Here is a 13,744-nt window from a genome sequence, read left to right as displayed (position 1 = left end):
GGAGGGAGTCATGGCGGAGCCATGGCGAGTGACGACAACGCGGCAGATGTGCGTGCCAGACCCCGCGTCTGCGGCATGATCCGCCGGGGAGGCCCCAGGTCTCACTGAGAATCAGGCCGCCGTCCGTGGGATGACTGGACGGTGACCTGTTCGCGCCGCACCGTGGGGACGGGGGCGGCGCGCACCCCCCGGCCGGGTGGGGTTCCTCTTGAGCGGAGAGGCGCCCCACCCGGCCGACCGGTGTACGGGGTGGATCAGATGGTCTGGCCGTCGCCGCTGATGGAGGCCGCCTTGATGCCGGCGGTGATCTCGTCGATGACGGACAACTTCTGGCCGACGTCGACCCCGAAGCGGACCACGACGATCTGACTGGCGCGGGCCGGTGACGGGAACGCGAGCGACTCGACGTAGCCGTCGGCGCCCTTGCTGGTGACCGCCTTCCAGCGGACCAGATAGCCCTTCTGCCCGGCCACGGTCACGGCCTTGGAGGCGAGCACCTCGTGCGAGGTGATGCTGCCGTAGGTCGTACCGCCGTAGGACTCCTTGGCGTTGGCGGCGATGTCCGCCTTCGCGACCGCCTCGGCCGTGGACCCCGCCGTGCCCAGCACCACCGCGGGGGCCGAGTACGCCCCGCCGTTGGTGCAGGTCTGGGAGGTGTTGCCGGGGCACTTGTAGGACGTGTTCGACGTGACCGACGCGCCGACCTGGATGACCTGGCCGTACCAGTCGGACGGCACCGTGAAGCTGATGCCGTCGAGCGAGTCGATCACGGTGCCGCCGGCCTTGACCTTCGGCTCCGCCGACTGGCTGGGAGCGGGCGTCGCACCGCCCGTGCCACCGGAGCCACCCGTACCGCCGGACCCGCCGAAGGGATCGCTCTGGCCGCCTGTGCCACCGGAACCGCCCGTACCACCGGACCCGCCCGTGCTGCCCTGCCCCTCGGGACCGCCCTGGCCGCCGAAGCCGCCCTGTCCGTTCGGCGCCTGCTGGTTGCCGGCCTGGGTTCCGTTCCCGCTGCCGTCGCCGGACAGCGCGTACGCACCGACACCGATGGCCGCGAGGACCGCGACGGCCACCGCCACGGCTATCCCGGTGCGCAGATTGCGGCGCGGTGCGGCCGGGGGCTGCACGGGATACGTCGGGTAGGCCCCGGGGTACGGCGGCTCCGTCGGGGGACCCCATTCGGCGGCCGACCCGGCGGGGCGGGTCTGGTCCGTCCATGCCTTGCCGTCCCACCAGCGCTCGGTGGAGGGACCGTCATTCGTCTGCCCGGGATCGGGGTACCACCCGGGGGGAGTCACCTGCGTCATGTACCTACCGTATGAGGCGTCGGTGAAAGCGGGATGAGAGGATCCGGCCCAATCGATCGCCGGGGTGGAACGGCGGCCGGGAGCGAGGTGTTCTTCGGCGCCCCGGCTGCCGACGTGACCGACCCCGGGCCCGACGGCTCCCGCCCTGTTCCCGGCTGCACCCGCTCGCCGGAACTGGTCCCACCTCGCTGCTCGACCGCTCACACCACACGAGCCCGCTCACCCCAACACGAGCCGCACCGGCCCCCGTCCCACCGCCGGAGGCAACCGCAAACCCCGCCGCCCCGGCGTCACCGACCCGAGCACGCTCGGATGGCGGGCGCCGGTGCTCGTCGGGACCGTGCCCGGCAGGCCGTGTGCTGTGAGGAAGCCGAGGACGGCGAAGGCATACGCCTCCTTCGCGGCGGACGGCAGGCCCAGTTCGTCGGAGGTGCGCAGCGGGACGCCCGGGAGTTCGGCGGCGAGCAGGGCCATCAGGACCGGGTTGCGGGTGCCGCCGCCCGAGGTGATGACCTCCGTCGCGGCCACCGAGCGGACGGCGTCCGCGACCGTGCGGGCCGTGAGAAGGGTGAGGGTCGCGATGACGTCCTCGGCGGGCAGGGTGCCCAGACCGGCCAGCGCGTCCTGGAGATAGCCGAGGTGGAACAGCTCCTTGCCGGTCGTCTTCGGTGCGGGCAGCGCGTAGTACGGCTCGCTCGACAACCGCTCCAGCAACGGCTCGTGGACGGTTCCGCGCGCCGCGAGGGCGCCCTCCGCGTCGTAGGCCAGTCGCCCGCCGCTGAACCCGCGCGCCGCCGCGTCGATCAGTGCGCACGCCGGTCCGGTGTCGAAGGCCGTGCCGTCGGGTGCGGTGAGGTTGGCGATCCCGCCGAGGTTGAGCGCGACCGGGGTGCCGGGACGGCCGCGCAGCCACAGCAGGTCGACCAGGCTGACGAGCGGCGCGCCCTGGCCGCCGGCGGCGATGTCGCGCGGCCGGAAGTCGGCGACCACGGGCAGCCCGGTCGCCTCCGCGATCCAGGCCGGCTGCCCCAGTTGCAGGGTGCCGTGCACCGTGCCGCCCTCCACCCAGTGATAGACGGTCTGCCCGTGCGAGGCCACCAACTCGGCCCGTCCGTCGCACAGTTCGCCGTTCGCCCGCACGGCCGCCGCGGCGAAGGCCCGCCCGATCAGGGTGTCCAGCCGGCACACCTCGGCCAGCGTGGTGGCCGCCGGCGGCAGCGCCGCCGCGAGCGCCTCGCGCAGCTCCTCGTCGTACGGCGTGCTCACCATCCCGAGCGGCTCCAGTACGACACTGTCACCGACGAGGTGCAGCCCGGCCGCCGCCGCGTCGATCGCGTCGTACGACGTCCCGGACATCAGCCCGATCACCCGCATCCGTGTCCTCCCAACTTGCTTTTTTCGCCGGGGACTTGGCAATCGCGAGCGCGCTCACCGCGCAGGCCGCCGCCGCGTAGTACGCGGGGATGTCCGCGTTGCCGGTCCGTTCGACGCTCTGCGTGATGATGAGCCCGGCGCACCCCGAGAAGACGGCATTGGACAGGGCGTAGGCGAGTCCCAGACCGGTGCAGCGCACGCTCGTCGGGAACATCTCCGAGAGCATCGCCGGGCCGGGCCCCGCCATGAGCCCCACCACCGCACCCGCACCGAACACCCACGCACCCTTCACCAGGTTCGAAGTCCCGTCGTCCTGAAGGAGGTTGAGCAACGGCACGGACAGCACCACCACCAGTCCGGCGCCCGTCAGCATCACCGGCCGCCGCCCCACCCGGTCGCTCAGCAGCCCGGCCGGGAGGATGCTGACCGCGAAACCCACGTTGGCCAGGGCCGTGGCGAGCAGCGCCTGCCGGAAGCTCGCGCCGAGCGTGTGCTGCAGATACGACGGCAGCACCACCAGGAAGGTGTAACCGGCCGCCGCCCACCCCATCACCCGCCCCGCGCCCAGCACGATCGCCGCGCGGACCTCCCGTGCGGGCGGCACCTCCCGTACCGGCTCGCTCCGGAACGACGGCGTCTCGTCCAGCCGCAGCCGGAGCCACAGCGCGCCGAGCCCCAGCGGCAGCGTCAGCAGGAACGGCAACCGCCAGCCCCAGTCGCCCAGTTGACCGGGACCGAGCACGCTCGCGAGCAGCGCCGCCGCCCCCGCCCCGCCCAACAGCCCCAGCGCCACGGTGAACGACTGCCACGCCCCGTACAGCCCCCGCCGGCCCGGCGGTGCGAACTCCGTCAGCAGCGACACCGCACCCCCGAACTCCCCACCCGCGGACAGTCCCTGAACGACCCTCAGAAACGTGAGCAGCCAGGGCGCGAGGGCGCCGACCGCGGCGTACGTCGGCAGCGCGCCGATCAGCGTCGTCGCGCCGGTCATCAGCGCGATCACCAGGATCAGCACCGGGCGCCGGCCCACGCGGTCGCCGAGCCGGCCGAACAGGGCGGCGCCGACCGGCCGGAAGAAGAACGCCAGCGCGAACGCGGCGTACGTCCGCACCAGCCCCTCGGCGGTGCCGGCGCCCTCCGGTGTGAAGAACCGCGCGGCGATCACCGTCGCGAAGTAGCCGTAGACACCGAACTCGTACCACTCGAGGAAATTGCCCACCGAGCCCGCGATCAGGGCCCGTACGGCAGGCCTGTCCGGGACGGGTCGTGATTGATTGGAAAACACCTTCATTTCAGCGCCTCTTGACCGTTCGTCACGTTCATCCGTCCTGACTGCGGTCAGGTGTCACCCGATGCGGCAACAGCTCCCCGGACCGGCCTCCACTTCGGCATCCGGACGGCTACGCTCAAGGGTTGTACGTCGTTCGGGCCACTGGGGAGGTATCGGGATGACGGAGGAACGGCCTCCGGAGGCCTCCTCGGCCTCTCTGTGGGAGCGCGACGAGGAACTCGCGGGTGTGGCGCGGGCGATCGACACCCTGCGCGCGGATCAGTCGTCCTCGGGCAGCCTGCTGATGGTCGGCGGCGAGGCCGGATTCGGCAAGACGGCGCTGCTCGCGGAGGCCCGGCGCATCGCCGAGGCACGCGGCTGCACGGTCTGGCAGGCCCGCGGCGGCGAGACCCTCAAGTCCGTCCCCTTCAACGTCGTACGGCAGTTGCTGCAGCCCGCCCTGATCTCGCTGATGCCCGAGGAGGCACGCGAGTACCTCGGCGACTGGTACGACATCGCCGGCCCCGCCCTCGGCGTCACCGAACCGGGCGAGCGGCAGGCCGATCCGCAGGGCGTGTGCGACGGTCTGGTCGCCGCGGTGCGCCGCCTCGCCAAGCGCGACTGGCCGCTGGTCCTGATGGTCGACGACGCCCACTGGGCCGACCAGGAGACCCTGCGCTGGCTCGCCGCGTTCGTCGAACGCCTCGACGACCTGTCCGTCCTGCTCCTGGTCGCCCGCAGGCCCGGCGAGGCCGGCGGCGAGAGCGCCCGCCACCTGGACGCGATCGCGGGCTCCGCCGGCCAACAGATCACCACCCTGAAGTCCCTCACCCCGGAAGCCACCGCCGGACTCACCCACGCCACCCTCGGCCCGCACGCCGACGCCGCGTTCTGCCGCGAGGTGTGGGCGGTCACCGCGGGCAACCCGTACGAGACCGTCGAACTGCTCGCCAAGGTGAAGGACAGCGCACTCGAACCCGTCGAGGCATCGGCCGCCGAACTGCGCGCCCTGAACCGCTCCGCGCGCGGCGGCGGACTCGTCGCCCGCCTGGACGACCTGGGTCTGGAAGCCACCCGGTTCGCCTGGGCCGCCGCCATCCTCGGCACCGGCATCTCCGTGAACCTCGTGGCCAAGCTCGCCACCATGGGCCGCGACGAGGCGGGCCGCTGCGGCGAGCTGCTCCGCAACGCCCGCATCCTCACCGCACCCGACCCCGCCGCGTCCCAAGCCGGCGCAGGCGAGCTGGAGTTCGTCCACCCGCTGATCGCCAGCGCCGTCTACGACTCCATCCCCGGTGGCGTGCGGACGGCCATGCACGGCATCGCCGCCCAGGTCGTCACCGACTCCGGGCTCGGCGCCGCCTCCGCCTCACGGCACCTCCTCCAGGTGCACCCGGACGACGACCAGGAACTCGTCGAGCAGCTGCGCGAGGCCGCCCGGGAACACCTCTCCATCGGCGCCCCCGACGCGGCCCGCCGCTGTCTGGAGCGTGCCCTCCTGGAGCCGCCGCTCGCCGAGACCCACGCGCACGTGCTCTACGAACTCGGCTGCGCCACCCTCCTCACCGCGCCCGCCACCACCATCGGCCACCTCCAGACCGCCCTCGGCATGCCGGGCCTCGACGGCCACGCACGCGTGGACGCCGTTTTCCGGCTGTCCCAGGCACTGCTCCACAACGACCAGCTGGAGGAGGCCGTCCGCACCGTGGAGGCGGAGGCCGCCCGGCACGCACCGGGCGCCGCCCGGATGCGGCTGCAGGCCGTGCAGTACATGTGGGAGGGCATCCACGCGGGCGAGAGCACCTCCCCGGGACGCTCCGAGCGGCTCGCCGAACTCGCCGCGACCTGCGCCGGCCGGGACAACTCCGAGCGGGCCCTGCTGATCCTGCGCGGCTTCGACGCGATGACCCACGGCGAGAACGCCGAGGAGGTCGTCGAGCTGTGCGACCGCGCTCTCGTCAATGGACGGCTCGCTCCCGGACTCGGGTGGACCGACACCGAGTGGGGCCTCGAGATCCTCATGATGCTGGCCAGCGCGTACGCCTACACGGACCGCCTGGACCGCGCGGAGAGCCTGTACAACGAAGCCCTGCGCACCTACGTGTCCGCCGGCTGGAGCGGCGGCCACCTCTCCATCGCGCACGCCTACGTCGGCCTCGGCCACCGCAGGCGCGGCCGTCTCCGCGAGGCGGAGATCTCGCTGCGCGAGTCCCTGCGCCTGGCCGAACGCGTCGGCCGCGGACTGCCCCTGTACTGGTCGGCGACCTTCAACCTGGTCGACACCCTGCTCGCCCGCGGCCATGTCGACGAGGCCTGGGAGATCGCCGACCAGTACGGCTTCGCCCCGCCGTACCCGTCCACCATCGTGCTGCCCGACCCGCGCTGCGTGCGCGGCCGGCTGCTGCTCGCCGTCGGCCGCACGAAGGACGGCATCAACGAACTGGAACAGGCCGCGAAGGCGGCGACCGTACGCGGCCACCACAACCCGGTACTGGTCCCATGGGCCGTCGACCTCGCCCGCGCCCTCGCCGTCGAGGACCCGACCCGAGCCGCCCAACTCGCCTCCGACGCCCGCCGCCAGGCCGAACGCTTCGGCACGGACACGGCGATCGGCGAGGCCCTGCGCTGCGCCGCCGCGCTGGAAACGGGGCAGCGCGCGGTACGGCTTGCTGCGCAGGCTGTTGCGTACCTGGAGTCATCCCCTTGTCAGTACGAGCATGCGGCGGCGCGGGTGGAGTACGGCATCGCGGCGAGGTCGGTGGCGGAGATCAACAGGGGTCTGACGCTTGCGCGTTCGTGTGGGGCGGACGGCTTGGTGACTCAGGCGCGGGAGGTGTTGGAGACGGGGAGGGGGTTGCGTTGAGTTGTTGTTCGGCTGCGGGCCGGTGGGGGCTGGTCGCGCAGTTCCCCGCGCCCCTTGAAAACGCAGGTCAGCCCAAGCTTCTAAGAGCGCGAGGATATACGCGCTCCTGAAAAACTCAGGCCAGCCCAAGTCTTTAGGGCGCGAGGATATGCGCGCTCCTGAAAAACTCAGGCCAGCCCAAGTCTTTAGGGCGCGAGGATATGCGCGCCCCTGAAAAACTCAGGCCAGCCCAAGTCTTTAGGGCGCGAGGATATGCGCGCCCCTGAAAAATTCAGGCCAGCCCATGTCTTTAGGGGCGCGGGGAACTGCGCGACCAGCCACGACGCAGCCGCAGCCGACACACAACGCCACCCCCACCCCCTTAGTCGCCCTCTTCCCCCAACACCCGCTGCGCCACAGCAAACGCCGAGTTCGCCGCAGGCACCCCGCAATACACCGCACTCTGCATCAACACCGCCCCGATCTCCTCCGCCGTGAGCCCATTACGCCGAGCCGCCCGCACATGCATGGCCAACTCGTCGTAATGCCCATGAGCGATCAACGCCGTCAGCGTGACCATGCTCCGCTCGCGCCGCGTCAATGTCGGGTCGGTCCAGATCTCCCCCCACGCATACCGTGAGATGAAGTCCTGGAACCGCGCGGTGAACGCCGTCTGCCGAGCCTGCGCCCGGTCCACGTGGGCATCACCGAGCACCTCCCGCCGGACCTCCATCCCACGCTTCGCACCCCCGCCGAGATGAGCCCGCAGCGCCGTGAGAACAGCCTCCGGGCACTGCGCGACCGCCAGATGTGAAGCACCCGGAATCTCGACGAGGGCCGAGCCCGCCACCGCGTCCGCGATCTCCCGCAGATGCGCCGGCGGCGTCGCCGGGTCCTCGCGCCCCGCGATCACCAACGTCCGCGCGCCGATCTCCGGAAGCCGCTCCCGCAGGTCGTACGCGGCCAGCGCGTCACAGCACGCGGCGTACGCGCCCGGGTCGGCGTCACGCTGGTCGGCCACCAGCTCCGGCACGGTGAACCCGGGCGTGAACCAACGGGAGTCGGCGTTCTCGACCAGCCACCCCAGCCCTTCGCTCCGTACCCGCGCGGCCCGTTCCTCCCACGGCTTCGCCCCGTTGAAGTGCGCCGAGGAACAGATGACGCCGAGCGACGACACCCGCTCGGGATGCTCCACCGCGAGATGCAGCCCGACCGCACCCCCCAACGACACGCCCGCGTAGGCGAATTGCTCGATCCCGAGGGAGTCGGCGAGCGCGAGCACCAGGTCGGCGAGGTCACCGACTGTCGCCCCGGGACCGATCAGCCCGGCCGCCGAACCACCGTGCCCGGGCAGGTCCCAGCGGATCACCCGGTGGGTGATGGACAGTTCGGGCGCGACCTTGTCCCACAGGGCGTACGACGTGCCCAGCGAGGGCCCGAGCAGCAGCGGGGGAGCGGAATCGGGCCCCTCGGCACGGAAGTTGAGAAGTGTCTCGGTCAACGTCGCTCCAGCGCACGGTCGGTGAGGGCTCCGGCGGAACCCGTGTAACGGGCGGGGTCGGTCAGCGCGGAGAGATCGAGATCCTTCAACTCCGGCTCACCGGCGAGAAGTTCGGGCAGCGGTCGGCCCTCCGCGTACGTCCGCCGGGCGACCTCCGTCAGCAACTCCTTCGCCCGCGCCCGCCCGAGCAGCGGCGCCAGCTCGGCCGACAGCCGCTCGGAGACGATCAACCCATGGGTAAGACCGAGGTGTTCACGCATCACGTCCGGGTGCACCCGCAGCCCCTCGGCCAGCTCGGCGGCATCCCGCGCGGCACCGCCGACCAGCCGCAGCAGGTCCCGCAACGGCTCCCACTCGGCATGCCAGGCACCGGCCGGCCGCTCGTCCTCGGCCGTCAACGAGCCGTAGAGGACGGCCGCGAGCTGCGGTGCCCGGCGCGCTGCGGCGGCGATCAGCGTGGACCGGACGGGATTCGCCTTGTGCGGCATCGCCGACGAACCCCCGCCACTGCCCTCCGAGACCTCGGCGACCTCCGTCCGGCACAGGACGAGCACATCGGCGGCGACCTTGCCCAGCGCCCCCGCCGCGAAGGCCAGACACCCGGCGAGATCGGCGATCGGCGTACGAAGCGTGTGCCAGGGCAACAGTGGTTCCCGGAGCCCGAGTTCACGGGTGTAGGCCGCCGGCAGCGCGAGCGCGTCCTCCGCGCCGTACGCCGTGAAGGCGGCCAACGTGCCCGCCGCGCCCCCGAGTTGAGCGGGCAGCCCGTCCCGTACGACACGCACCCGGTCCCGTGCGTCGAGCACCAACGACCGCCACCCGGCGGCCTTCAGCCCGAAGGTCGTCGGTACGGCGTGCTGGGTGAGCGTCCGGCCCGGCATCGCGGTGTCGCGGTGGTCGGCGGCCAGCCGGGCCAGCGCCTGTTCCGTGCGCGCGAGGTCGCCGAGGACCAGGTCCAGGGTGCGGGTGGCGACCAGCATCGTGGCGGTGTCCATGATGTCCTGGCTGGTCGCGCCCCGGTGGACGTAGGGGCCGTACTCCCCGCCGACCGCCTTCGTCAGATCCGCGACCAGGGGAATCACCGGGTTCCCGCCGCCGCGCGCGCGTTCCGCGAGGGACCGTACGTCGAAACGGTCCACGTCGGCCGCGGCCGTCACCGCCGTCGCCGCCTCGGCGGGCGCGAGCCCAAGGGCGGCCTGGGCGCGGGTGAGCGCGGCCTCCGCGTCGAGCAGCGCCCGTAGATACGCGGTGTCGCTCGTCGCGGACGCGGCGGGGGAGCCGGCCCACCCGGGGGCGAGCAGGCCGGTGTCCGACGGATCGGCAGCTGTCACTGGAACTCCAGGAAGACCGTTTCGCCTTCGCCCTGAAGGCGGATGTCGAAACGGTATGTGCCCCTGCCGTCGTCCTGCGCGATCAGCGTGTCGCGCCGCGCCGGGTCCAGCCCGGACAGCAGCGGGTCGGCGGCGAGCGCGGCCTCGTCGCCGGGCAGGTAGATCCGGGTGAACAGGTGCACCAGCAGTCCGCGCGCGAAGACGCACGCGCTCAGGTACGGGGCGCTCTGCCCGCGCGCACCGGGCCGCAGCGTCCGCGCGTACCAGTGTCCGTTGGCGTCGGTCTGGATACGGCCCCAGCCGGTGAACTCCACGCCGTTGCGGCCGAGATAGCCGCCACTGGCCGGGTCGCGCCGGATCGAGCCGTCGGTCGTGGACACGTTGCCGTCGGGGTCGGGACCCCACAACTCCACGAAGGCGTCCGGGAGGGGATTGCCCTCGCCGTCGTAGACGTATCCCTGGACGGTGATCGTGTCCGGGTGCCCGACCGGCGCGATGTCACCGCCGCCGGGGAACGGCAGCGCGTAGCCGTAGAACGGGCCGACCGTGTGCGACGGGGTCGGCAGCACGGACTCCGGGCGGCTCGTGTCGATCTTCGTCATGGCGGGTCAGCGTCCTTCTTCGATCCAGGTGGCGTGCGGGCCGTCGAGCACGATGTCCCAGTGGTAGCCCATCGAGAACTCGGGCACGGACAGGCTGTGGTCGTACGTCGCTACGAGGCGCTGCCGGGCCGCGTCGTCCGTCACCGACTGGATGATCGGGTCGTACGGGAACAGCGGGTCGCTCGGGAAGTACATCTGCGTCACGAGCCGCTGGGTGAACGCCGTGCCGAACATGGAGAAGTGGATGTGCGCCGGGCGCCAGGCGTTGACGTGGTTGCGCCAGGGGTAGGGGCCCGGCTGGATCGTGGTGAAGCGGTAGTTGCCCTCGTCGTCGGTCAACGTGCGCCCGACACCGGTGAAGTTGGGGTCCAGCGGGGCGTCGTGCTGCTCGCGCTGGTGCGCGTAGCGGCCGGCCGAGTTCGCCTGCCAGATCTCCACCAGCTGGTCGCGGATCGGCCGTCCGGACCGGTCCAACAGCCGCCCCGAGACGGTGATCCGCTCACCGATCGGCTCCCCGTTGTGCTGCCGGGTCAGGTCGTTGTCGATCTCCGTGATGTCCCGCTCGCCGAAGGCGGGCGAGGCCAGCTCCACCAGCTCCGGGTCCTTGGAGACGTCGATGGTGACCGGCGGCTGTTTCGGGTGGCGGAGCAGCGAGGAACGGTACGGGGCGTAGTCGCGGCGCGGGTGGTGCTCGACGGGGGCGCCGTCGGCGACCCGCTTCTCGTACGTCGCGTGCTCGGCCGCTATTTCGAGGTCGATGTCATGCTGAGTGAGAGCCATGGGTGTTCCTAGCGTTCGAGGACGAGGGCGAGGCCCTGGCCCACGCCGATGCAGAGGGTGGCGACACCAACTCCCGTGCCCTTGCGGGCGAGTTGGTGGGCGACGGTGCCGGCGAGCCGGGCACCGGAGGCGCCGAGCGGGTGGCCCAAGGCGATGGCACCGCCCTGCGGGTTGAGGATCGCGGGGTCGAACTCGGGCCATTCCGCGACGCATCCGAGCACCTGCGCGGCGAACGCCTCGTTCAGTTCGAGGACTGACAGGTCGTCAAATCCCTTGCCCGCCTTGGCCAGTGCGCGGTTGACGGCTTCGACGGGGGCGAGTCCGAAGTACTGCGGGTCGAGCGCGTGCACGCCGGTGGCGGAGACGCGGGCGAGGGGCTGGCGGCCGGTGGCCTTGAGGCCTTCCTCGTCGACCAGGAGGAGCGCGGCGGCACCGTCGTTGAGCGGGGACGCGTTGCCCGCGGTGACCGTCCCGTTCTCCGTGCGGAACGACGGCTTGAGCTTGGCCATCGCCGCCAGGGAGGCGTCCGGTCGTACGCATTCGTCGGCGGCGAAGGCGACCGGGTCGCCCTTGCGCTGCGGGACCGGGACGGCGGCGATCTCGCTGTCGAAGAGCCCGGCGGCCTGCGCGTCGGCCGCCTTCTTGTGGCTGGCGAGGGCGAACTCGTCCTGCTGCTCGCGGCTGATCTTGTGCTTGTCGGCGATCAACTCCGCACTCTCGCCGAGCGGGATGGTCCACTCCGGGTTCATGGCCGGGTTGACCATGCGCCAGCCCAGCGTGGTCGAGTACAACTCGGTGTGCCCGGCGGGGAAGGGCCGGTCCGACTTGGGCAGCACGTACGGCGCCCGGGTCATCGACTCGACCCCGCCCGCCACGGCGATGGAGGCGTCCCCGGCCGCGATCGCGCGGGCCGCCTGGATGACCGCCTCCAGGCCGGAGGCGCACAGGCGGTTGACGGTCACGCCCGGCACGGAGGTGGGCAGACCGGCGAGGAGGGTCGCCATGCGGGCGACGTTGCGGTTCTCCTCGCCCGCGCCGTTGGCGTTGCCGAAGTACACGTCCTCGATGCGGGACCGGTCCAAGTCGGGCGTGCGGGCGAGGAGTTCGCGGATGGCGTGGGCGGCCAGGTCGTCGGGGCGGACGGCGGCGAGACCTCCGCTGTACTTCCCGAACGGGGTGCGGACGGCGTCGACGATGTAAACCGGGTTCACAGCAGGCCTTCCGGGACGATGAGTTTCGCGTCGGTCTTGGCGACGATCTCCTCGACGCCCACACCCGGCGCGGTCTCGGTCAACACCAGACCTTCGGGTGTCACATCGATCACGCCGAGATCGGTGATGACTCGGTTCACACACGCTTTGCCTGTGAGCGGCAGCGCGCACTCCGCGAGGATCTTCGGGGAGCCGTCCTTGGCCACATGCGTCATCACGACGATGACGGTGCGGGCACCGTGCACGAGGTCCATCGCCCCGCCGATCCCGGTGATCATCTTGCCGGGGATCGCCCAGTTCGCCAGATCGCCTCCCGCCGACACCTGCATAGCGCCCAGCACGGCGACATCGATGTGACCGCCCCGGATCATCCCGAAGGAGAGCGAGGAGTCGAAGAAGGACGCGCCCGGCAGGACCGTCACGGTCTCCTTGCCGGCGTTGATCAGATCCGGGTCGACCTGGTCCTCGGTGGGATACGGGCCGGTGCCCAGGATGCCGTTCTCCGACTCCAGGATCACCTCGACGCCGGGCGGGAGGTAGTTGGGGATCAGGGTCGGCAGACCGATGCCGAGATTGACGTACTGCCCGTCCTGGAGTTCGCGTGCCGCGCGGGCCGCCATCTCTTCCCGTGTCCAGGCCATCAGCTGCTCACCGTCACCGTTCGCTGCTCGATCCGCTTGTCGGCGGCCTGTTCGGGGGTGAGGGCCACCACCCGCTGCACGAAGATCCCGGGCAGGTGCACCGCGTCCGGGTCGATCCCGCCGGGCTCGACCAGCTCCTCGACCTCGGCGATCGTCACCTTGCCGGCCATCGCCGCGAGGGGGTTGAAGTTGCGGGTCGACTTGTTGAAGACCAGGTTCCCGTGCCGGTCGCCCCGGGCGGCGCGGACCAGCGCGAAGTCGGTACGGATACCGCGCTCCAGGACGTACTCGGTGCCGTCGAACTCCCGCACCTCCTTCGCCGGCGAGGCCAGGCTGACGCCGCCGGAGCCGTCGTAGCGCCAGGGCAGTCCGCCCTCGGCGACCTGGGTGCCGACACCGGCCGGGGTGTAGAAGGCGGGGATGCCCGCGCCGCCCGCGCGCAGTCGCTCCGCGAGGGTGCCCTGGGGGATCATCTCGACTTCGAGTTCCCCGGCGAGGTACTGGCGGGCGAACTCCTTGTTCGCGCCGATGTAGGAGCCTGTCACCCGTGCGATCCGCCCGGCGGAGAGGAGGACGGCGAGGCCGGACTCCATCGCCCCGCAGTTGTTGGAGACCACGCCCAGACCGGTCGTCCCGCGCTCGTACAGGGCCTGGATCAGCACGTTCGGCACACCGCTCAGCCCGAAGCCGCCGACCGCGAGCGTCGCTCCGTCCGGCACATCGGCCACGGCCTCGTCGGCCGTGGCGACCACCTTGTCCATCCGTGAAGCTCCGTCCCGTTCGAGCGCCCGGTCAGCTGTTCATCAGGGCACTGAGCATTTCGGTGAAGTTTCCTTCACGCTGCCACCGTGGGGGCTCCCCGTCAAGACCTCGGAGAAGTGT

General features: G+C 71.7%; 11 protein-coding genes. 1 reads left to right on the top strand and 10 read right to left on the bottom strand.

Annotated elements, in window-relative coordinates:
- Positions 1-254: 254 nt before the first annotated feature.
- The 3 genes from OO70_RS18260 to OO70_RS18250 all read right to left on the bottom strand — a co-directional run bounded on the left by OO70_RS18260 (position 255) and on the right by OO70_RS18250 (position 3,975).
- Positions 255-1,310 carry a DUF2510 domain-containing protein gene (locus OO70_RS18260; RefSeq protein WP_043671624.1) on the bottom strand — a complete coding sequence of 352 codons (1,056 nt, stop codon included), beginning with the start codon at positions 1,308-1,310 and terminating at the stop codon, positions 255-257.
- Between the two features lie 219 nt (positions 1,311-1,529).
- Positions 1,530-2,684, bottom strand: a complete 1,155-nt coding sequence (locus OO70_RS18255) for an anhydro-N-acetylmuramic acid kinase (protein ID WP_043671621.1) — start codon at positions 2,682-2,684, stop codon at positions 1,530-1,532.
- The gene (locus OO70_RS18250; protein ID WP_043672728.1) at positions 2,605-3,975 is read right to left on the bottom strand and encodes an MFS transporter; all 1,371 of its coding nucleotides are present in this window, start codon (positions 3,973-3,975) and stop codon (positions 2,605-2,607) included. Before OO70_RS18250 ends, OO70_RS18255 begins: the two co-directional genes overlap by 80 nt.
- A 157-nt stretch (positions 3,976-4,132) precedes the next feature.
- Here OO70_RS18250 and OO70_RS18245 point away from each other — a divergent pair, with 157 nt between their 5' ends.
- Positions 4,133-6,817: an ATP-binding protein gene (locus tag OO70_RS18245; RefSeq protein WP_043671619.1), complete on the top strand. Its 2,685-nt coding sequence runs from the start codon at positions 4,133-4,135 to the stop codon at positions 6,815-6,817.
- A 361-nt stretch (positions 6,818-7,178) separates the two neighbouring features.
- Here the strand turns inward: OO70_RS18245 and pcaDC are convergent, their stop codons facing one another.
- From pcaDC to OO70_RS18210, 7 genes are read right to left on the bottom strand one after another with little or no spacing between them, the layout of a single operon-like run.
- Positions 7,179-8,297, bottom strand: a complete 1,119-nt coding sequence (gene pcaDC / locus OO70_RS18240) for a bifunctional 3-oxoadipate enol-lactonase/4-carboxymuconolactone decarboxylase PcaDC (protein ID WP_043671616.1) — start codon at positions 8,295-8,297, stop codon at positions 7,179-7,181.
- Entirely contained in the window at positions 8,294-9,628 is a 1,335-nt protein-coding gene (pcaB, locus tag OO70_RS18235) for a 3-carboxy-cis,cis-muconate cycloisomerase (RefSeq protein ID WP_043671613.1), read from the bottom strand. Before pcaB ends, pcaDC begins: the two co-directional genes overlap by 4 nt.
- Entirely contained in the window at positions 9,625-10,230 is a 606-nt protein-coding gene (gene pcaG / locus OO70_RS18230; RefSeq protein WP_043671610.1) for a protocatechuate 3,4-dioxygenase subunit alpha, read from the bottom strand. The genes pcaB and pcaG overlap by 4 nt, the downstream gene beginning before the upstream one ends.
- A 6-nt stretch (positions 10,231-10,236) precedes the next feature.
- Positions 10,237-11,010: a protocatechuate 3,4-dioxygenase subunit beta gene (pcaH, locus tag OO70_RS18225; protein WP_043671607.1), complete on the bottom strand. Its 774-nt coding sequence runs from the start codon at positions 11,008-11,010 to the stop codon at positions 10,237-10,239.
- Between the two features lie 8 nt (positions 11,011-11,018).
- On the bottom strand, positions 11,019-12,221 hold the full coding sequence (locus OO70_RS18220; RefSeq protein WP_043671603.1) for a thiolase family protein: 1,203 nt from the start codon (positions 12,219-12,221) through the stop codon (positions 11,019-11,021).
- Positions 12,218-12,862 (bottom strand): CoA transferase subunit B, encoded by a 645-nt coding sequence (locus OO70_RS18215; RefSeq protein ID WP_043671600.1) that lies wholly within the window; start codon positions 12,860-12,862, stop codon positions 12,218-12,220. Before OO70_RS18215 ends, OO70_RS18220 begins: the two co-directional genes overlap by 4 nt.
- Positions 12,862-13,623 carry a CoA transferase subunit A gene (locus tag OO70_RS18210; RefSeq protein WP_043671598.1) on the bottom strand — a complete coding sequence of 254 codons (762 nt, stop codon included), beginning with the start codon at positions 13,621-13,623 and terminating at the stop codon, positions 12,862-12,864. Before OO70_RS18210 ends, OO70_RS18215 begins: the two co-directional genes overlap by 1 nt.
- Positions 13,624-13,744 lie beyond the last annotated feature (121 nt).

Origin of the sequence: Streptomyces xylophagus, assembly GCF_000716435.1 — a bacterium.
GTDB classification, from domain to species: domain Bacteria; phylum Actinomycetota; class Actinomycetes; order Streptomycetales; family Streptomycetaceae; genus Streptomyces; species Streptomyces xylophagus.
Note: the sequence above shows the minus strand (reverse complement) of the source record. Positions and strands in the feature narration are given on the sequence as shown.